General features: G+C 73.1%; 15 protein-coding genes. 6 read left to right on the forward strand and 9 right to left on the reverse strand.

All coding sequences use genetic code 11. The features are described 5' to 3' along the window. The first annotated feature begins 1 nt into the window (after window position 1). The gene (locus ACH4UK_RS32725) at window positions 2-2,149 is read left to right on the forward strand and encodes an iron ABC transporter permease (RefSeq protein ID WP_398362219.1); all 2,148 of its coding nucleotides are present in this window, start codon (window positions 2-4) and stop codon (window positions 2,147-2,149) included. A 129-nt stretch (window positions 2,150-2,278) separates the two neighbouring features. On the opposite strand, the gene ACH4UK_RS32730 is transcribed toward ACH4UK_RS32725, so the two are convergent. The 4 genes from ACH4UK_RS32730 to rhaI form a co-directional block, all read right to left on the reverse strand. Beyond that, window positions 2,279-5,488, reverse strand: coding sequence for an alpha-L-rhamnosidase (locus tag ACH4UK_RS32730; RefSeq protein WP_398362221.1), 3,210 nt, complete (start codon window positions 5,486-5,488; stop codon window positions 2,279-2,281). A gap of 43 nt (window positions 5,489-5,531) precedes the next feature. Beyond that, window positions 5,532-7,004, reverse strand: coding sequence for a rhamnulokinase family protein (locus ACH4UK_RS32735; RefSeq protein WP_398362223.1), 1,473 nt, complete (start codon window positions 7,002-7,004; stop codon window positions 5,532-5,534). Then, window positions 7,001-9,040, reverse strand: a complete 2,040-nt coding sequence (locus ACH4UK_RS32740; RefSeq protein ID WP_398362225.1) for a bifunctional aldolase/short-chain dehydrogenase — start codon at window positions 9,038-9,040, stop codon at window positions 7,001-7,003. Before ACH4UK_RS32740 ends, ACH4UK_RS32735 begins: the two co-directional genes overlap by 4 nt. Before the next feature lie 219 nt (window positions 9,041-9,259). After that, window positions 9,260-10,420 carry an L-rhamnose isomerase gene (gene rhaI, locus ACH4UK_RS32745; RefSeq protein WP_398362227.1) on the reverse strand — a complete coding sequence of 387 codons (1,161 nt, stop codon included), beginning with the start codon at window positions 10,418-10,420 and terminating at the stop codon, window positions 9,260-9,262. 260 nt (window positions 10,421-10,680) lie between these two features. Between rhaI and ACH4UK_RS32750 the strand changes: the two genes are divergently transcribed. From ACH4UK_RS32750 to ACH4UK_RS32770, 5 genes are all read left to right on the forward strand, one after another. Further along, complete coding sequence (locus ACH4UK_RS32750; protein ID WP_398362228.1) at window positions 10,681-12,198, forward strand: sugar ABC transporter ATP-binding protein; 1,518 nt, start codon at window positions 10,681-10,683, stop codon at window positions 12,196-12,198. After that, window positions 12,195-13,235 (forward strand): ABC transporter permease, encoded by a 1,041-nt coding sequence (locus ACH4UK_RS32755; RefSeq protein WP_398362229.1) that lies wholly within the window; start codon window positions 12,195-12,197, stop codon window positions 13,233-13,235. Before ACH4UK_RS32750 ends, ACH4UK_RS32755 begins: the two co-directional genes overlap by 4 nt. Next, entirely contained in the window at window positions 13,228-14,238 is a 1,011-nt protein-coding gene (locus ACH4UK_RS32760) for an ABC transporter permease (protein WP_398362230.1), read from the forward strand. Before ACH4UK_RS32755 ends, ACH4UK_RS32760 begins: the two co-directional genes overlap by 8 nt. A 92-nt stretch (window positions 14,239-14,330) precedes the next feature. Further along, a complete protein-coding gene (rhaS, locus tag ACH4UK_RS32765) occupies window positions 14,331-15,413 on the forward strand; it encodes a rhamnose ABC transporter substrate-binding protein (protein WP_398362232.1) in 1,083 nt (360 codons plus the stop codon). A gap of 61 nt (window positions 15,414-15,474) precedes the next feature. Further along, the gene (locus ACH4UK_RS32770) at window positions 15,475-16,494 is read left to right on the forward strand and encodes a LacI family DNA-binding transcriptional regulator (protein ID WP_398362234.1); all 1,020 of its coding nucleotides are present in this window, start codon (window positions 15,475-15,477) and stop codon (window positions 16,492-16,494) included. A gap of 20 nt (window positions 16,495-16,514) precedes the next feature. Here ACH4UK_RS32770 and ACH4UK_RS32775 read toward each other — a convergent pair whose 3' ends face one another. The 5 genes from ACH4UK_RS32775 to ACH4UK_RS32795 all read right to left on the reverse strand — a co-directional run bounded on the left by ACH4UK_RS32775 (window position 16,515) and on the right by ACH4UK_RS32795 (window position 20,132). Then, a complete protein-coding gene (locus ACH4UK_RS32775; RefSeq protein ID WP_398362236.1) occupies window positions 16,515-17,180 on the reverse strand; it encodes a TOPRIM nucleotidyl transferase/hydrolase domain-containing protein in 666 nt (221 codons plus the stop codon). 93 nt (window positions 17,181-17,273) lie between these two features. Further along, window positions 17,274-18,479, reverse strand: coding sequence for an MFS transporter (locus ACH4UK_RS32780; RefSeq protein ID WP_398362238.1), 1,206 nt, complete (start codon window positions 18,477-18,479; stop codon window positions 17,274-17,276). Beyond that, the gene (locus ACH4UK_RS32785; protein ID WP_398362240.1) at window positions 18,476-18,649 is read right to left on the reverse strand and encodes a hypothetical protein; all 174 of its coding nucleotides are present in this window, start codon (window positions 18,647-18,649) and stop codon (window positions 18,476-18,478) included. The genes ACH4UK_RS32780 and ACH4UK_RS32785 overlap by 4 nt, the downstream gene beginning before the upstream one ends. A 63-nt stretch (window positions 18,650-18,712) precedes the next feature. After that, the gene (locus tag ACH4UK_RS32790; RefSeq protein ID WP_398362242.1) at window positions 18,713-19,333 is read right to left on the reverse strand and encodes a type VII secretion system-associated protein; all 621 of its coding nucleotides are present in this window, start codon (window positions 19,331-19,333) and stop codon (window positions 18,713-18,715) included. Next, window positions 19,326-20,132, reverse strand: a complete 807-nt coding sequence (locus ACH4UK_RS32795) for a type VII secretion system-associated protein (protein WP_398362244.1) — start codon at window positions 20,130-20,132, stop codon at window positions 19,326-19,328. Before ACH4UK_RS32795 ends, ACH4UK_RS32790 begins: the two co-directional genes overlap by 8 nt. Between the last annotated feature and the right edge of the window lie 67 nt (window positions 20,133-20,199).

Consider the following 20,199-nt stretch of genomic DNA (forward strand, 5'->3'; position numbering starts at 1 on the left):
GATGAACACACGCACCACAACCGCCCCGCCCGCCCCCGTGCAGACGGTGGCGGGCGCGGCCGGTCCGGCCGGGGCCGTGTCCCCGGTGACGGCCGGCCGGCCGGCCCGCCGCGGCCGGATGTTCCTCCTCGGGCTCGCGGGGCTCTGCGCCCTGGCCGCCCTCGCGATCGTGCACGTGAGCCAGGGCACCGCCGCCGTCGATCTGCACACGCTCTGGCACCTGGCCACCGGGGCCGTCTCCGACCGGACCGCCGACGAGCAGACGGCCGCCGTGGTCCTGGACTCCCGGCTGCCCCGGCTCGCCGCCGGGCTCCTCGTCGGCTGCGCGCTCGGCGCGGCGGGCGCCGCCCTCCAGTCGGTGTCGCGCAACATGCTGGCCTCCCCCGACACGCTCGCCGTGAACGCGGGCGCGTATCTCGCGGTGGTCGCGGTCGCCGCGTTCGGCATCACGCTGCCCGCGCTGCCGGCCGGGGCCACGGCGTTCCTCGGCGGGCTGCTGGCGGCGGGCGTCGTCCTCGGCCTGTCGCGGGCGGGGGCCGGACCCATCCGGCTGGTGCTGGCGGGTTCGGCGCTCACCCTCGCGCTGTCCGGGCTGAGCGGGATGCTGCTGCTCCTGCGCTCCCAGCAGACGACCGGGCTGTTCGCCTGGGGCAACGGTTCGCTCGCCCAGATCGGCATGCAGTCCATCGACCGGCTCGCCCCGGTCGCCCTCGTGGCGTTCGCCGGGCTCATGCTGTTGGGCAGGCGGCTGGACATCCTCGCCCTCGGCGACGACGGGGCGGCGGTCGTGGGGGTGAGCCCCCGGCTGACGCGCAGCACGGCCGTGGTCCTCGCGGTGCTGCTGGCGGCGGTGTCCGTGGCGGTCGCGGGGCCGGTCGGCTTCGTCGGTCTGTGCGCGCCCGCCGTGGTCCGGCTGCTCAGTACGTGGATCCCGGGCCTGGTCCGGCACCACGCGTTCATCCCGGCGTCGTCGCTCGCGGGGGTGCTCGTGGTGCTCGGCGCGGATGTGCTGCTGCGCGCGGTGTTCGGCGCCCAGGCGGGGGCCGAGGTGCCCACCGGGATCGTCACGACCTGCTTCGGCGCACTCGTCCTGGTCGTCCTGGCCTACCGGTCGCGCGACATGGGCACGGACAGCGGCTCCACGGCGTTCGCCCGGATGCGCGGTCGGCGCGCGTTCGTCCTCACGCTGGTGGCGACGGTCGTGGGGCTGCTCGGCGCGGTGGTGGCGGCGACGCTGTTCGGCGACGCCACGCTGCTCCTGGGCGATGTGGGCCACTGGCTCACCGGCCGGTCGGGGCAGTTGGTGACGTACATCCTCGACACCCGCGTCCCCCGGGTCGCCGCCGCCCTGCTGGCCGGTGCGGCGCTGGCCGTCGCGGGAGCCGTCGTCCAGGCGGTGTCGCGCAACCCGCTCGCGGAGCCGGGCGTCCTCGGCGTCGTCAGCGGGGCCGGCGTGGGGGCGGTCGCCGTCCTCACCGTCGTACCGCTGGCGAGCTTCTGGCTGATCGGCGGGTCCGCGCTGGCCGGTGCGGCGACCGCCGCGGCGCTGGTGTTCGGTCTGGCCGCACGCCGTGGTCTGGAGCAGAACCGCCTGGTGCTGATCGGCATCGGGGTCCAGGCGGGCGCGGGCGCGTTCGTCAGTCTGCTGATCGTGCTCACCGACCCGCACAACGAGACGAAGGCGCTGGCCTGGCTCGGCGGGTCGACGTACGGTCGGACGTTCCCCGAGCTGATTCCGGTGCTGGTGGCCCTGGTCGTCGCGCTGCCCGTCCTCGCGGTGATGCGCCGCGAACTGGACCTGATCGGGCTGGACGACGAGACGCCCGCCCTGCTCGGCGTACGGATCGGCGCCACCCGGCTGGGGCTGCTGAGCCTGGCCGTCCTTCTGACGGCGGGGGCCGTGGGGGCGGTCGGTGTGATCGGGTTCGTCGGCCTCGTCGCCCCGCACGCGGCACGCGCCCTGGTGGGCCGCCGTCATGTGCGGGTCATTCCGGTGAGCGCGCTGCTCGGCGCGCTGTTGGTGGTCGTGTCCGACACGGTCGGCCGGACGGTCATCGCTCCGGCGCAGATCCCGGTCGGGCTCCTCACGGCCGTGATCGGGGCGCCGTACTTCATCTGGCTGCTCTGGCGGTCCCGGCGCGAGGAGTGACGACGGTCCTTCGCCGCCCGAGGACGCGCCGGGCCTGGTCGGAGTTGCTCGGCGCGGGACGGCGCGTGCGCCGTAGCCGTGATCGGTGGACGATCGCGGCTACGGCGCACGGCTGTGGTCCGAAGGTGATCAGACGGAGAAGCGGTGGTCCCCCGAGCCGACGGCGAAGACCGCGCAGCCGTCCTCCATCCGCAGGAACCGGGCGCCGGTGTGCGTGACGTCCTCGGCCCGGCCTGCCGCGATCCACACGTCGGCGGTGGTGTTCACGGGCAGGCTCACGGTCAGCTGGAAGCGGCCCTTCTCCGTCTTCCAGTCGGTGGTGACCGGGCCGTAGAGGGAGGTGAACCGGCCCCGGGCGCGGGTGATGCCGCCGCCGGGCCGGGGCCGCACGGTGACCTTGCGGAAGCCGGGAGCGGCGGGGGCGATGCCCGTGATGTGCGCGTACATCCACTCCCCCACCGAGCCGTACGCGTAGTGGTTGAAGGAGTTCATCCCGGCGTCCTGGAAGCTTCCGTCCGGCTTGATGGAGTCCCAGCGCTCCCACATGGTCGTGGCCCCGCGGTCGATCTGGTATCCCCAGCTCGGGAAGGTCCGCTGGAGCAGCAGGCGGTACGCCACATCCGTGTGCCCGGTGTCGGTGAGGACGGGGAGCAGGCGCGGGGTGCCGAGGAAGCCGGTGGACAGATGCCAGTCCTTCGCCTCGACGAGGGCGACGAGGCGGTCGGCCGCGGTGCGCCGTTCCGCCGCGGTCAGGAGGTCCATGGAGAGCGCGAGGACGTACGCGGTCTGGGTGTCTCCCTTCACCCGGCCGCCGTCGGTGACGTAGGCGGCGCGGAAGGCGTCGCGGATCTCCGCGAACAGTGCCGTGTACGGGGCCGGATCCTTGCCCAGGACCCGGGCGGTCCGGGCCACGAGGTCGGCGCTGTGGGCGTAGTAGGCGGTCGCGATGACGTCCTTGGGGGTGTCGTCGGCGATGTTGAGCCAGTCGCCGTAGCCCTCGGCCGGACGCAGTCGTCCGGTGCTGTGCGCGTCGAGGTGGTCGAGCCACTTCAGCATCGAGGGCCAGGCCCGTTCCAGTACCTGGGTGTCGCCGTAGGCCTGGTGGAGGGCCCAGGGGACGGTGACGCCCGCGTCGCCCCAGCCGGCCGAGCCCGCGCCGAGGCCCTCGACGTGCGGTGCGACGTCCGGGAAGGCGCCGTCGGCGGTCTGGTCGTCCTGGAGGTCGCTCAGCCATTTGCCGAGGAAGCGCGCGGACTCCATCGTGTAAGCGGCGGTGGGCGCGAAGACGTTGATGTCACCGGTCCAGCCCAGGCGTTCGTCGCGGGCGGGGGTGTCGGTGGGGATGGAGAGGAAGTTGCCGCGCTGGCCCCAGGTGATGTTGCTGTGGAGCTGGTTGAGCAGCGGGACGTCGGTCTCGAACTCCATGGTGAAGGGCGCGTCGGTGTGGATCACCCGCCCGACGATGGCGTCGAGCGGCGGCTTTCCCGGATAGCCGGTCACTTCGACGTAGCGGAAGCCGTGGAAGGTGAAGCGGGGCTCGTACGTCTCCCGGCCGCCGCCCTTGAGGGTGTAGTGGTCGGTCGCGGCGGCGGTGCGGAGGTTGGTGGTGTAGACGGTGCCGTCGGGGTTCAGCACCTCCGCGTGGCGCAGCCGCACGGTGGTGCCGGCGCGGCCGGTGACGCGCAGGCGTGGGGTGCCGACCATGTTCTGGCCGAGGTCGAAGACGAAGACGCCGGGGCGGGGTTCGGTGATCTTCCGGGCCTTCAGTTCCTGGATGACCCGGCAGGGCCCGTCCGGCTCCGCTACCAGTTCGGCGGTGACCTTCTCCTCGGCCGGCACGGCCTTCTCCCAGGCCGCGTCGTCGAATCCGGCGCGCAGCCAGCCGTCGGTCTCGCGGCGGGCGTCGTAGGTCTCGCCGGTGAGCAGGTCCGCCAGGGTGATGGGCCCGGTGGCGGCCCGCCAGTCGGTGCCCGACAGCACCCGCTCGGTCGTGCCGTCCCGGTAGGTGACCTCCAACTGGCCGAGGAAGGCCGGGTGTTCGCCGTACTGGTGCGGGCCGAACATGCCGACATTGCCCGCGTACCAGCCGGTGGCCAGCTCCACGGCGAGGGTGTTGGCCCCGGAGCTGAGCAGCTCGGTGACGTCGTGGGTCTGGTACTGGATCCGCTTGGCGTAGTCGGTCCAGCCCGGGGCGAGACGGTCAGCTCCGACGCGCTCGCCGTTGAGGTGGGCCTCGTAGAGGCCGAGCGCCGTGGAGTACAGGCGGGCCCGTTCGACCGGCTTGCGCCGCAGCCGGAACTCGTGGCGGAGCTGGGCGACGGGGGCGTAGGCGGGGGCGACCTTCCCCCAGGGGCCGGAGCCCCACGCGGCGAGGACCTTTGCGGCGGCCCAGCCGCCGTCGTCGTAGTCCAACGCCTGCCAGTCGCCCGTGGGTTCGGCGTCGGCGGCCTTCCAGGCGTCCCCGGTGGCGATGGTGCGGACGCCGTCGGCGGTGGTCAGCTCCAGCGCTCCGAGCAGGCCGGCCGGGCCGGTCACGTCGTTGGTCGCGGCGACGGCGAGCACATGGCGGCCGGGGGTGAGCTGCCGGGTCACGTCCGTGAGGGAGGGGCGGCGCCAGGTCTCGGCGGCCTGATCCGCGTCGGCCCGCGCGACCTCGGCCCCGTCCAGGTGCGCGACGTATCCGTCGTCGGCGGTGAGGACGAGCCGGGCCCGGGTCACCCCCTCGGGTACGTCGAAGGCGCCCCGGAACCAGCGGGTCGCGGCGGGAGCGCTGGTCGCCGGGTCGCCCTCCGGGAACCAGATCCAGGACGCGGCGTCCAGGGCGGGCGCGCCGACAAGGGAGGCCGGCGCCCCGATCCAGTGCGCGGACCAGTCCGACGCTTCGTTGAGGCCGGTCTCCCACCAGGCGGACTCGGACCAGGCGGAGACCCGGCCCTCGTCGTCCCAGACCCGCACGGTCCAGTAGTAGCGGGTACGGGAGCGCAACTCCGGTCCGCCGTAGGTCACCTGGACCGAGTCCGGGGAGTCGACCTTGCCGCTGTCCCAGACGTCGGGGCGCTCCAGGGCGCGTTCGCTGAAGGCGACGCGTATCTGGTAGGCGCTCTGGCTGCGTCCCGCCGCGGTGGCGGACAGCGGCCAGCTGAGACGCGGGCGGGCGCTGCCGATGCCGAGGGGGCGCGTCACGTATTCGGCCCTCGATCCGCCCACCCGCAGCGACTTGGCTCCGCTCGCGCCGGTCGCGCCACGTTCGGCGGCCTGCGCGGGCGGGATGGCTCCGGCGATGAGGGTGGTTCCCAGGGCGGTGGCAGTCGTGCTGAGCAGTCGTCGTCTGCTGATCACACTCGGCTCCGATTCGGCGAAGGGGAAAGGGCGGGATGGAGACTCAGGGTGAGGCGGCGAAGGGCCGGGCGGCGTCGACGCGGCGGGCGGCCGCGTCCCAGACGGCCTGGCCGCCGGTCGGTTCGTAGCGGGTCAAGGGCTGGGTGCGGGCGATGAGTTCACGCGTGGCGGCGAGGTCGCCGGGCAGGCCGTGGGCCCGCGCCTGGACGAGGACGTTGCCGAACGCGGCCGCCTCGGCGGGACCGGCCACGACCGGCACACCGCAGGCGTCGGCGGTGAGCTGGCACAGCAGGCCGTTGCGCGCCCCGCCGCCGACGATGTGCACGACGTCGACCGCACGGTCGGCCAGCAGTTGCGCCTGGTGGATCGCGCGGCGGTGGGCGAGGGCCAGCGAGTCGAGAATGCAGCGCGTGGTCTCCCCCGGGGTCAGGGGCGCCGGCAGGCCGGCCGCCCGGCAGCCGGCCGCGATGCGCGCGGGCATGTCGCCGGGGGCCAGGAACTCCGGTGCCGCGGCGTCCACGACGGACCGCAGAGCGGGGGCGCGGGCGGCCTCGGCGAGCAGCGGGGCGAGATCGTCCCGGCCCCAGGCGCGCATGCACTCCTGGAGCAGCCACATGCCCATGATGTTGCGCAGGAAGCGGACGGTGCCGTCGATGCCCAGCTCGTTGGTGAAGTTCGCGGCGCGGCTCGCCTCGGTGGTGACGGGGGCGTCGAGTTCGAGCCCGGCCAGGGACCAGGTCCCGGTGCAGAGGTAGGCGAACCGCTCGCCCCGCCCGGCCGGGACGGCGGCGACGGCGGAGGCGGTGTCGTGCGAGCCGACGGTGGTCACCGGGACGGGGCCGGGCAGCCCGGTCAGCTCCTGGACCAGCGGCAGCGTCGAACCGGCGGGGTCGCCGGGGCGGCGCAGCGGGGCGAAGAGGGCGAGGTCGATGCCGAGCCGGTCTGCCAGGGCGCGGTTCCAGTCGCCGGTGCGCGGGTCGATGAGCTGGGTGGTGGAGGCGTTGGTGAGTTCGGTCCCCTGCTCCCCCGTGAGCCAGTGGGTGATCAGGTCCGGGATGAGCAGGAGCCTTTTCGCGGCGGCGAGTTGGGGGGTGCCGCGGGCGGCCACGAGTTGGTAGAGCGTGTTGAACGGGGCGTGCTGGATGCCGGTCGCCCGGTAGAGGGCCTCCGGCGGGAGCGTGGCCCACACCTGTTCCGGGGCGGTGTCGGTGCGCCGGTCGCGGTAGTGGACGGGGTTGCCGAGGAGGGATCCGTCGGCGTCGAGCAGGCCGTAGTCCACCGCCCAGCTGTCGATGCCGAGGGAGTCCACCGGACCCGCCGCGCGCAGTCCGTCGAGCACCCCCCGGTAGAGGCCGAGGATGTCCCAGCGCAGCCCCTCCGGCAGGTGCACGGGCCGGTTGGGGAAGCGGTGCACCTCGGTGAGGTCCAGGGTGTCGGGGCCGGCGCGACCGACCATGACCCGGCCGCTGGAGGCCCCCAGGTCGACCGCGGCGAGGGTCTGCGTACGGGCGTTCATCGCAGGAAGGCCCCGGCGACCCCGGCGTCGACGGGGATGTGGAGGCCGGTGGTGTGGGTCAGCTCGCCTCCGGTGAGGGCGAAGACGGCGTTGGCGACGTGTTCGGGCAGCACTTCGCGCTTGAGGAGGGTGCGCTGGGCGTAGAACGCGCCGAGTTCCTCCTCCTCGATCCCGTAGGTCGCGGCGCGCTGCGCGCCCCAGCCGCCGGCGAAGATGCCGGAGCCGCGCACGACACCGTCCGGGTTGACCCCGTTGACGCGGATGCCGTCCGCGCCCAGCTCGGCGGCGAGCAGGCGTACTTGGTGGGCCTGGTCGGCCTTGGCGGCGGAGTAGGCGACGTTGTTCGGACCGGCGAAGACGGCGTTCTTCGAGGCGATGTAGACGAGGTCGCCGCCGAAGCCCTGGGCGCGCATGACGCGGGCGGCCTCGCGGGCCACGAGGAAGGAGCCCCGGGCCATGATGGCGTGCTGGAGGTCCCAGTCCCCGACCGTGGTCTCCGCGAGCGGCTTGGAGATGGAGATGCCCGCGTTGTTCACCACCAGGTCGACGCCGCCGAAGGCGAGTGCCGCCGCGTCGAAGGCGGCCGCGACCTGCTCCTCACGGGTGACGTCGACCGTGACGGCGACCGCCCGGTCCGGGCCGCCGAGCTCCTCGGCGACGGCTGCTCCGCTCGCCGCGTCCAGGTCGGCGACGACCACGCAGGCGCCCTCCGCGACGAGGCGGCGGGCGATGGCCCGGCCGATGCCGCTGCCCGCGCCCGTCACGAGGGCTACCCGGGTGGCCAGCGGCTTGGGCTTCGGCATCCGCCGGAGTTTGGCCTCCTCCAGGGCCCAGTACTCGATGCGGAACTTCTCCGACTCCTCGATCGGCGCATAGGAGGAGACGGCTTCCGCGCCGCGCATCACGTTGATCGCGTTGAGGTAGAACTCCCCCGCCACCCGGGCGGTCTGCTTGTCCTTGCCGAAGCTGAACATCCCCACGCCGGGGATCAGCACGATCGCCGGGTCCGCGCCCCGCATCGGGGGCGAACCCGGCTCCGCGTGACGCCGGTAGTAGGCGGCGTACTCCTCCCGGTAGCCGACGTGCAGCTCGCTCAGGCGCCGTACGGCTTCGGCGGGCTCGGCGGTCGGTGGCAGGTCGAGCACCAGGGGCCTGACCTTCGTGCGGAGGAAGTGGTCCGGGCAGGAGGTGCCCAGCGCCGCGAGCCTCGGGTGCTCGGTGCGGGCGAGGAAGTCCAGGACCGCTTCGGAGTCGTCGAAGTGGCCGACCTGGGGACGGTCCTGGGAGGCGAGGGCGCGTATGTGCGGGGCGAGAGCGGCGGCGCGCTCACGGCGCTCGGCCCCGGGCAGCGCCTCGTACCCGTCGAGGACCGGTCCGAACGGTTCGGGCCTGCCGCGTTCGGTCAGGAACGTCTCGGCGGTGCCGATGATACGGAGCGCGTTGGCCTCGCACTCCTCGGACGTCCCGCCCCAGGCCGTGATGCCGTGGCCGCCGAGGACGCAGCCGATGGCCCCCGGGTTGGCCTCCTTGACCGCGGCGATGTCCAGGCCGAGCTGGAATCCGGGGCGCCGCCACGGAACCCAGGCGACCGTGTCGCCGAAGCAGTCGGCGGTCAGCTTCTCGCCGTCGGCGGCGCAGGCGAGCGCGATCCCCGAGTCGGGGTGCAGGTGGTCGACGTGCGGCGCGTCGACGAGTCCGTGCATGGCGGTGTCGATGGAGGGGGCCGCGCCGCCCTTGCCGTGCAGGCAGTAGTCGAACGCGGCGACCATCTCGTCCTCGCGCTCCACGCCCGCGTAGACGCCGCGCAGAGCGCGCAGCCGGTCCAGCCGGAGCACGGCGAGCCCTTCGGCGGTGAGGGTGCCGAGGTCGCCGCCGGAGCCCTTGACCCACATCAGCTCGACGTCCTCGCCGGTGACCGGGTCGGGCGCCGCGCCTTTGGCGGAGGCGTTGCCGCCTGCGTAGTTGGTGTTGCGCGGGTCGGCGCCGAGCCGGTGGGAGCGGGCCAGGAGGGCTGCGGCCTGTGGGTGGAGTGCCATGGGTTCCTCGGTGTCCTTCGCGAAGGGGCGGCAAAGAGGCGGTACGGGGACGGCGGACAAGGGGGCGGTGTCTGACGGGGGCGTCGGGGCCCGTACGCGACGGGGGGCGACGGGGCCCGTGCGCGACGGGGGGGTGCGTCGGGGCCCGTGTGCGACGGGCCGTTCGGCGGGGCGCGGGGCCCCTGTCGGGCGCGGCGGCCGTACCGGGCGGGCAGCGGGTTAGGCGCCCCAGCCCGCCTGTCGGCCGCCGATCCGCTCCTCGGCGGTCTTCTTCGCCCAGCCGGAGCGCCGGTAGGCGGCCATCGGGTCGCCGTCGAGGCCCTGTTCCTCGCGGACCTCGGCGAGCAGCGGCCGTACGTCGGTGTTGTAGGCGTCCATGAGCACGGCGTTGGCCTCCAGGACGTCGCCGGCCCGCTGGGCGGCGGCCAGCGCCTCACGGTCGACGAGCAGGGCCTTGGCCGTGGCTTCCTGCACGTTCATCACCGAGCGGATGATCGCGGGGATCTTCTCCTCGATGTTGTGGCACTGGTCGAGCATGAAGGCGACGTCCGCGGTGAGCCCGCCGCCGCGGGCGACCTCGTACATGATGCGGAAGAGCTGGAAGGGGTCGGCCGCCCCCACCATCAGGTCGTCGTCCGCGTAGAAGCGGGAGTTGAAGTCGAAGGCCCCGAGCCGGCCCTCGCGCAGCAGGGTCGCGACGATGAACTCGATGTTGGTGCCGGGTGCGTGGTGCCCGGTGTCCACGACGACCTGCGCCTTGGGCCCGAGCTTGAGGCAGTGGGCGTAGGCCGTCCCCCAGTCCGGGACGTCGGTGGTGTAGAAGGCGGGCTCGAAGAGCTTGTACTCCAGGAGCATCCGCTGGTCGTCGCCGAGCCGCTCGTACACGGCGGTGAGCGCCTCGGCGAGCCGGTCCTGCCGCTCGCGGATGTCATCCTGGCCGGGGTAGTTCGTGCCGTCCGCGAACCACAGCTTGAGGTCCCGGGATCCCGTGGCGTCCATGATGTCGACGCAGGCCAAGAGGTGGTCCAGCGCCTTGCGGCGGACGGCGGCCTCCGGGTGGCAGACGCTGCCGAGCCGGAAGTCGTCGTCCTGGAAGGTGTTGGCGTTGACGGCCCCGAGGGCCAGGCCCCGGTCGCGGGCGTGGTCGGCGAGGGCCGCGTAGTCGTCGACCGTGTCCCAGGGAATATGGAGGGCGACGGTGGGCGCGGCCCCGGTGAACTCGTGCACCTTCGCCGCGTCGTCCAGTTTCTCCTGGGGGGTGCGGGGCACACCGGGCCGGGCGAAGACCTTGAAGCGGGTCCCCGAATTCCCGTAGGCCCAGGAAGGCGTCTCGATGGCCTGGGACGTGAGGGCGGCCTTCACCATGGCGGGCTCGGTCACTTCGTCGCTCCTGTGACGTCGGGGTGAACTCGAATGAATCTGAAACGATTCACGCGGCTTGAAGGTAGGAGCGCCCACGAGAGCTGTCAACCCTCCTGGCAGCCTGGACCCGGCGGAACCTCACTCGGATAAGGGTCGAACGAGAATTTGCGTTCACCCCCATTGACGCGACCCAAGGGACCTGCCTAACGTCCCGGCAACTCATTTGAAACCTTTCACGATGCCGTGAGGACGCCCTCCGCGTCGTTGAGGAGCCCCCAATGACCCACCGGTCCGCCAAGGATCCGGCCCCCGTACTGGCACTGAGGGACGTCTCCAAGTCCTTCGGGGCCGTGCGAGCCCTGCGGGACGTGTCCCTCGACCTGTTCCCCGGCGAGGTCCACGCCCTCGCCGGGGAGAACGGCGCGGGAAAGTCGACCCTGATCAAGACGCTCGCCGGAGTGCACCGGCCCGACGCCGGCCAGGTCCTGCTGGACGGCGAGCGGGCCGTGTTCCACGGTCCCGCCGACGCCCGGGACGCCGGCATCGCCGTCATCTACCAGGAACCCACGCTCTTCCCCGACCTGTCGATCGCCGAGAACATCTTCATGGGCCGGCAGCCCCGGCGGGCGCTGGGCCGGATCGACCACCGGGCCACCCGGACCGCCACGGCCGCCCTGATGCACCGGCTCGGGGTAGAGCTCGACCCCGACCGCCCGGCGCGCGGCCTGTCGATCGCGGACCAGCAGATCGTCGAGATCGCCAAGGCCCTCTCCTTCGACGCCCGCGTCCTGATCATGGACGAGCCGACGGCCGCGCTCACCGGCAGCGAGGTGGCGCGGCTGTTCGGCGTGGTCCGGGCGCTGCGCGAGCAGGGGGCCGCCGTGCTGTTCATCTCGCACCGGCTGGAGGAGATCTTCCGCATCTGCGAACGGGTCACCACCCTGCGGGACGGGGCGCTGATCGCCAGTGAACCGCTGGCCGGCATGGCCGAGGAGGATCTGGTCCGCCGGATGGTCGGCCGCGACCTGGACGAGCTCTATCCGAAGCAGGACGTCGAGGCCGGCGAGGTCGCCCTCAGCGTCCGGCGGCTCACCCGCGAAGGCGTGTTCACCGACGTCTCCTTCGATGTGCGCTGCGGCGAGATCGTCGGCATGGCCGGGCTGGTGGGCGCCGGGCGCACCGAGGTGGCGCGGGCCGTGTTCGGCATCGACCGGTGGGACGCGGGCGAGGTCGAGGTGGCCGGACGGGCCCTCGTCAACGGCGCCCCTTCCACCGCCATGGCCGCGGGCCTCGCCCTGGTACCCGAGGACCGGCGCGCCCAGGGCCTGGTGATGGGAATGTCCATCGAGCGCAACATCGGCCTGACCGGCCTGCGCACCACCCGGAAGGCGGGGCTGATGGACCGGGGCGCGGAGCGCAGCCGGTCGCTCGACTGGGCGGTGCGGCTCCAGGTGAAGTACGCCCGCATCGCCGATGCCGTCTCCACCCTGTCCGGCGGCAACCAGCAGAAGGTGGTCCTGGCCAAGTGGCTCGCCACCGGGCCCGCCGTGCTGATCGTCGACGAGCCGACGCGCGGGATCGACGTGGGCACCAAGGCGGAGGTGCACCGGCTGCTGAGCGCGCTGGCCGCCGACGGGGTGGCGGTGCTGATGATCTCCTCCGACCTGCCCGAGATCCTCGGCATGGCCGACCGGGTGCTGGTGATGCACGAGGGCCGCCTCACCGCCGAGATCCCCCGCTCCGACGCCACCGAGGAGAGCGTGATGGCCGCAGCCACCGGGAGGGCCGCCGCATGACGGTGACGACGACCGAACCGGCGCCCGTCGCGCCGATCCCCGAGTCCAGCAGCACCCGGCTCGTCGACCGCGTCTTCAGGATGCGCGAACTGGCCATCCTGTTCGTCCTGTTGGTGATGCTCGTCGTCACCCAGCTCGGCAACAGCGCGTTCCTCTCCGAGCAGGGCATCAAGGACCTGCTGCTCAACGCCACGATCCTGGCGCTGGTCGCCACCGGCCAGTCGCTGGTGGTCATCACCCGCAACGTCGACCTGTCCGTGGGCTCGACGCTCGGCATCAGCGCCTTCGCCGCCGGTACGTATCTCCAGGGCGGCGGGCACCCGGTGGTGGCCGTGGCGCTGGCCGTGCTGCTCGGCGTCGGGTGCGGGCTGCTGAACGGGCTGCTCGTGAGCCTGGGCCAGGTGCCCGCGCTGGTCGTGACGCTCGGCACGCTCTACATCATCCGGGGCATCGACTCCATCTGGGTGGGCTCGCGGCAGATCACCGCGGCAGATCTCCCGGGCGGATTCGTGGACTTCGGCTCCGGCGGCATCTCGGCGGTGCCCTGGCTGGCGATGATCGCGCTGGCGCTGCTGGTGTCCACGGCGTACTACCTCAAGCACTTCGGCAGCGGGCGCGAGCTGTACGCGCTGGGCTCCAACCCGGAGGCCGCCCGGCTGGCCGGGATCCCCGTCCGCCGGCGGATCCTGCTCGCCTACACCTTCTGCGGGGCGCTGGCCGGTCTGGCGGGCGCGCTGTACCTGGCCCGCTTCGGCAACGTCGACTCGGGCACCGGCACCGGCTACGAACTCACCGTGGTCAGCGCGGTCGTGGTCGGCGGCGTGGTCTTCACCGGAGGCTCCGGCACGGTCTACGGCGCCGCGCTCGGCGCGCTGCTGCTGACCTCGGTCAACAGCGTGCTGCCCGCCCTCGGCGTCAGCTCCGTATGGGTCCTCGCGATCAACGGCTTCCTGCTCATCCTGGCCATCGCGGTCGACCGGATCGTCGCCCTGCGCGTGGCGTCCGCACTGAAGAAGAGGAACGCCCGCCATGGCTGACTCCGCACTCGCGCGCGCCGTCCGCTGGGACACGGTCGTCGGCGCGCTCCTGATCGTGGTGCTGCTGCTGTCCTTCGGCTTCGTCGACGGTTTCGGCAACGCCCTCAATCTGTCGTTCCTGATCGGCAACACCCTGCCCATCGCGCTGATCGCCCTGCCGATGACCCTCCTGGTGGTCTCCGGGGAGATCGACCTCTCGGTGGCTTCCACGGCCGGCCTCTCCGGGGCGGTCATGGGGGCGCTGTGGAACCAGGGCCTGCCGATCGAGGCGATCATCCCCATCTGTCTGCTGCTCGGCGTGGTGTGCGGGCTGGTCAACGGGCTGCTCGTGACCCGGCTCGGGCTGCCGTCGCTCGCGGTCACCATCGGGACGCTGGCCGCCTACCGGGGTATCGCGCAGATCGTGCTCGGCTCGGACGCCGTCACCGACTTCCCCGCCCCCTACCTGGACTTCGCCGCCGGACGCATCGGCGACACGTTCGTCCCGTACGCCCTCCTGCCGTTCCTGGCGCTGCTCGCCGTCGCCGTACTCACTCTGCACGCGACGCCGTTCGGACGTTCCCTGTTCGCGACGGGGGCCAACGAGGAAGCGGCCAGGTTCGCGGGCGTGCGGGTGAAGCGGCAGAAGCTGATCCTGTTCACGGTGACCGGCCTGATGGCCTCCCTCACCGGGGTGTTCTGGGCCCTGCACTACGCCAGCGCCCGCTTCGACAACGCCACCGGCCTCGAACTGTCCGTCGTGGCGGCCGTGCTGCTCGGAGGCATCGACTTCGACGGCGGCAGGGGAACGCTCGGCGGCGCGGTCGCGGGGGTGTTCCTGCTCGGGGCGCTGCAGAACGTGATGAGTCTGGGGGACGTCTCCGCACAGTCCCAGATCGTCGTCACCGGCGTGCTGCTCGTCGTCTCCGTGCTCGGCCCGCGGGTCGGGCGGCAGATCTCCGTCGCGAGGGCGGGGCGGCGAGCCGCCTCGGCTCCGACTCCGGCCCCGACCTCGGTTCCGTGACCGCCCCGCCCCCGCATCCGCATCCGCCCCACCGGCTCCGTAACCACGCCCCGGCTCCGTAACCACGCCCCCTTCCGCAAAGGACCCCTGCCATGCGTACGTCATCGATCCGCCGCACCTGTGCGGCCCTCGCGGCCGTCACCTCCCTCGCGCTCGCCGTCACCGCCTGCGGGGGCACCACCAAGAGCGATGTGAAGGAGGGGAGCGGTTCGGCCGCCTCGGCCGGTGAGGCGGACCCGGACGCGCCCACCAAGAAGGGCCTGACCGTGGGCTTCCTGCCCAAGCAGGTCAACAACCCCTACTTCACCACCGCCGACAAGGGCGGGCAGAAGGCCGTCGAGGGCCTGGGGTCCACCTTCAAGGAGGTCGGGCCGACCAGCGCCACCGACACCTCGGGCCAGGTCTCCTACGTCAACACCCTCACCCAGCAGCAGGTCGACGCCATCGCCGTGTCCGCTCAGGACCCGGGCGCGCTGTGCACCGCGCTCAAGCAGGCCATGAAGAACGGCGTCAAGGTCGTCACCTACGACTCCGACACCAAGACCGACTGCCGCAACGTGTTCATCTCGCAGGCCGGCGCGGAGGACCTGGGCCGGACCCAGGTCCAGCTGCTCGCCGAGCAGATCGGGTACAAGGGCGAGATCGCGATCCTGTCCGCCGCCCAGACCGCGACGAACCAGAACCTGTGGATCGACTACATGAAGGACGAGTTGAAGGACCCGAAGTACAAGGACGTGAAGCTGGTGAAGGTGGCGTACGGCAACGACGACGCCCAGCAGTCCTTCCAGCAGACGCAGGGGCTGTTGCAGGAGTACCCGAAGCTCGCCGGGATCGTCTCGCCGACCACGGTCGGCATCAAGGCGGCGGCGCAGTACCTGTCCGGTTCGAAGTACCGGGGCAAGGTGAAGCTGTCCGGTCTGGGCACCCCCAACGACCTGCGCTCGTACGTGAAGAACGGCACGGTCGAGGCGTTCGAGCTGTGGGACCCGGCCAAGCTCGGCGAACTGGCCGGCCACACCTCGATCGCCCTGGCCTCCGGGCAGATCACCGGCAAGGAGGGCCAGACCTTCGAGGCGGGCGAGCTGGGCACGTACACGATCGGCAAGGACGGGGTGGTCAGCCTCGGCAAGCCGACGGTGTTCGACAAGGACAACATCGACGACTTCGACTTCTGATGCACGCGGATAGGCTGAGGGCTCGATCCGCGTCCCTCGCCCCTCTGGAGGTCTCCGTCTGATGGCCCGGTCGGTGGGTATCAAGGACGTGGCCCGGGTCGCCGGAGTATCGGTGGGCACGGTCTCCAACGTCATCAACCGCCCGGACACGGTCGGCCCCGACACCCGGGCCCGCGTCCTGTCGGCGATCGACCGCCTCGGCTACGTCCGCAGCGAGTCGGCGCGGCAGTTGCGGGCGGGGCGCAGCCGGATCATGGGGCTGCTCGTCCTCGACATGGGCAACCCGTTCTTCGTGGACGTCGCGCGCGGCGCCGAGCGGGCCGCGCGCGAGGCGGGGCTCGGCGTCATGGTCTGCAACAGCGCGCAGAGCCCCGGCGAGGAGGCGGAGTATCTGTCGCTCTTCGCGGAGCAACGGGTCCGGGGCGTGCTGCTCACCCCCGCCGACGCGACCGGGCGCAACATCGAGGCGTTCCGGCGCCACGCCATCCCGTTCGTCCTCGTCGACCGGGTCGCCGAGGGCACCACCGAGTGCTCGGTGTCGGTCGACGACGTGGCGGGCGGGGCCCTGGCCGTACGGCATCTGCTGGACGCCGGGCACCGCTCCATCGCGTACGTGAGTGGGCCGCCCGGCTTCAACCAGGTCCGGGACCGCCGTACGGGCGCGCTCGCCGCACTCGCCGAGGCGGGCCTGGGACCGGACGCCCTGCGGGAGCTGCCCACGGAACGGCTCGACGTGGCGGCGGGCCGGGACGCGGGGGCCCGGCTGCTGGGGCTCTCCGACCGTCCGACCGCCGTGTTCTGCGCCAACGACCTGCTCGCCCTGGGCGTGCTCCAGTCCCTGTTCGCCGCCGGGGTCTCCGTCCCCGGCGAGCTGGCCCTGGTGGGGTACGACGACATCGAGTTCGCGGCGGCCGCCGCTGTGCCGCTCACCTCCGTACGGCAGCCGGCGGCGACCATGGGGGCGCTGGCGGCGGGTCTGCTCCTGGAGGAGACCGGGGCGGCGGAAGTGCCCCACGAGCACCGCCGGGTGGTGCTCCAGCCGGAGCTGGTGGTGCGCCGCTCCAGCCTCGCCCAGCGCTGAGAGCGGGCCACGGCCGGGGGTCAGAGGTCGGTGAGGAGCCCGTCCAGCGGTCGGGGCAGGCGGGTGAGGTCAAGGGATCCGGTCAGGGCGCGGGCGTAGTGCTCCTTGCGGCCGCCGATGGTTCCCATGAAACGCCGCAGCTGCGCCTCGATGGTCCGCTCCCGCTGGGCGGGCTGCCGTTGGAAGGTCCGGAAGGTGCGCAGGTCGCCCTGGTCCTCGATGACCTGCTGGACGCCGTCGGTGCCGAGCGCCCGGATCAGCTCGTCCTCGAGGTCGGCGTGGCAGGTGAAGAAGCCCAGCGTCTCCAGGTCGTCGGGGGCGAGAGCGGCGCCGAACCCGGTCCGCTCCAGGCCCTGGAGGAAGAAACGCTGCTCCGCCGCGTCGCAGAGACCGGCAGGGCGGACGTCGAGCCCGTCGGGTCCCAGGAGGCGCAGGAAGCGGGTGATGCTGGTGGCGCCGCCGAGCGGCACGACCACGACGCCCTCGGCGGCCAGGGTGCGCCCCTGCCGTTCGGCCAGCGCCTCCACGGCGGCGCGGTCGCTGACCCCCTCGACGAGCACCACGGTGCGCAGGCCGAGGTCGGCCGCCAGCTCACGGGCGGCCCCGGCCTCGGGGGGCGCCGGCGCGTCGCCGTCGCCCGCGGCCCAGGAGATGACCGTCTGCCGGAAGCGCGTCTCTGTGTCCACGGGGCCAGTCTCGCACCATGATCGGCGGCGTCGGCAAGGGTTTTTCGCGTACGTGGACGGAGGGGCTCGTGCGTCAGCCCGTGGGCGCGTACGTCAACGGGGCACGGGCGGCCGCCGCGCCAGGTACAGGCCGACGCCCAGGGCGAGGACCAGCACACAGCCGGAGAAGGTCAGCCCCGCGTTCCTGAGGCCGATGCCCAGAGTGAGGGCGCCGACGCCGACGACGGGCAGGGAGATGCCCAGGTAGGCGATGACGAAGAACGCGGACACGGTCGCGGCCCGGTGCTCGGGCGGCGCCGCCGCGCTGATCGCCGTCACCGCTCCCCGGAACGCCAGCCCCTGGCCGAGACCGCCGCACAGGGCCCCCGCGACGAGCAGAGGCAGCGAGGCGGACAGCAACGAGGCCCCGACCAGCACCAGTCCGGCGACCAGGACGAAACAGCCGCCCGGCAGGGCCCGGCGCTCGCCGACCCGTCCCATGAGCGCCTGCCCGGCCGTCGAGGCGAGAAAGACGGAGAAGACGACGAGTCCGGTCAGCGCCAGGTTGTGCACGTCGAGCGTCTCGGCCACGAACGCGGGGGCGACCGCCGTGAAGAGACCCAGCAGGGAGAACCCGGCGAAGGCGGCCAGCGCCGAAGCGGCGAACACGCCGCGCACCTCGGGCGGCACCGCCAGTCCCTGCGGCCGCAGCCGCAGACCCCGTACCCGGGAGGAGGCGACCGTCTCGGGGAGGTACCAGGTCAGCCCGGCCGCCACGACGATCAGCGCCAGGTGCACGACGAAGGGGAGCCGCAGGGGCCAGGGCGCGTACTCGGCGAGCAGCCCGGACAGGAGCGGGCCGCAGCCCAGGCCGCCCATGTTCGCGGCGGTCGCGGCCAGCCCGGCCCTCGCCGCGCGCCCCGGCGGGGCCAGTTCCATCACCGTGACGGTCGCCGCGCCGCTCAGCAGTCCGGCGGCGAACCCCGAGAGGAGGCGGCCGGCGAAGAGGGCCGGGAGCCCTCCCTCGAAGAGGAAGCACAGGGCGCTGGCCGCCGAGAAGCCCAGGGCGGCCAGGAGAACGGGCCGTCGCCCCGCCTCGTCGGAGACGTTCCCGGCGAGCAGCAGCGTGGCGATCACGCCCAGGGCGTAGACGGCGAACACCACCGTCACCATCAGTTCGGAGAAGCCGAGCTGTTCCCGGTAGAGGCCGTACAGCGGGGTGGGCAGTGTCGTGCCCGCCATGCCGATGGCGAAGACGGCCGCCGCGGCCGGGTAGCCGAGGCGTCTCCTCCGGTGGGCGGCGTCGGTCGTCCGGCTCATGCGGCGGCCGGCGGGGCCGTCGTCGCAGCAGGGCTGATGGGGGTGAGCACGCACCGCCGGCGGTGCCCGCGCCGGACGGAGACGTCCCGGACCCACTCATGGGCGTCGAGACGGCGGACACGGGCCCTCGGTGTGCTGATGGCCGCGATCCGGGCTCCGCTGTCTTCCATTTTTCGAGCGTAGCCGTGGGACAGGGGGGCCGCAGTTCATGGGCGGCCGGGCAGTCGCCGACGCTACGAGAGGGTCGGGGCCGTGGTCTCCTCCGCCGCTTCCGCCAGCGCGTCCGCGAGGCCTTCCGTCGTCAGCACCATGCTGACCGGGGCCGAACTGTTGAGGCTGAGGCTGTGTCCGGCGGGGATGCGGGCCAGCAGCTCCGTGAACGGGAGCGTCACGGATGCCAGCTGCCCCAGGCCGCGGAGGTAACGCGGGGAGGTGTAGACGGGGACCACCGCCGTGCCGTCGGGCGCCGACGCGCTCACCGGCTCCCCGTCCGCGGTGACCGGCACCGCGACCTGGGCCCCGGCCAGTGCCGCGGTGACGTCCTCGGCGGGGCCGTATCCGGTGGTGGCGAGCTGGACGGCGCGGTCCACCTCGTCCGCGGGCTCGGGCCACCCCATCGCCTCCGGCGACGGGCGGTACTCCGGGTTGTCCTCCCACTCGACGATCTCGCCGGTGGAATCGGAGCGCCACTGACCGATGACGGCCCACTCCGGTGGCGGGCCCTCGCCCCGCCAGGCGGGGTCGGTCAGATAGAGCCAGTGGTCGGGCGCGAGCCGGGCGGCCTCGACGAACTCCTCCGGCGGCGGGGGGTCCACCGGGGAGAAGGCAGGGGCCTCGGTGCCGGGCTCACTCATCGTGTCCTCGTTCGCTGGGGGTGCCTGATTCCGTGCTCGGGCGTCCGCCGGTCCGGGCGGGGGTTCCCGGCGCCTGCTCGCCCGCCGTCTCCTCCCACCGGGCCCGGAGCTCGTCCGCGCGGACGAGCAGGGCCGCCGGGGCGGACGAGCTGAGGAACAGTACGTTCCGGCCCTCCGGCAACCGGTGGAGGAGTTCGGGAAGCGTCATCATCACATGGGCGGGCAGGCGGTCCGCCCGTGCCCGCGGCGACTCCGGGAAGACCGGGACCGCGTGCGTTCCGCCAGGGGTCCGCGTCGATGCCGGTCGCCCGTCCTGGCCCACGCACACGGCGACGGTCCCGGCCTGCGCGAGGGCGTCGGCCACATCCGCATCCGGTCCGTACCCGGTGGCGGCCAGATGGACGGCGGCGTCGGCGTCACTGACCGGCGGGGGCCAGCCGAGCGCGGCGGGCGACGGCCGGTAGTCCGGATTGGCCTCCCACGCGACGATCTCGCCCCGCTCGTCGCTGCGCCAACGGCCGAGCACGGCCCACGGGGGCGGGGACTCGTCGTCGCTCTCGCCGAGCCAGTGCCGGTCGGTCACCGACAGCCAGTGCTCGGGCGTGCTGCGGGCCGCCGCGAGGATGTCCGCGGGCGGGGCCGGGAAGCCCGGTTCGCCTGCCGCGACGGCCGCCGGCGGGCGGGCGGAAGGCGGGACGGAGGCTCGCGGGAAGCGGGCCGGGGCGGCCTCCTCCGTCGCGGGGAGGAAGGCGGCGTACAGGTCCCGGGCATCCCCGGGGAGCCCGTCAGAAGCCGGCATTGAGGTCACTCCAGACAGTCGTGCTGTGTCGTGCTGCGCGGACTACGCGGCACCGGTCGTGCCGTCG

Source organism: Streptomyces sp. NPDC020884, assembly GCF_044333935.1.
Lineage (GTDB): Bacteria > Actinomycetota > Actinomycetes > Streptomycetales > Streptomycetaceae > Streptomyces.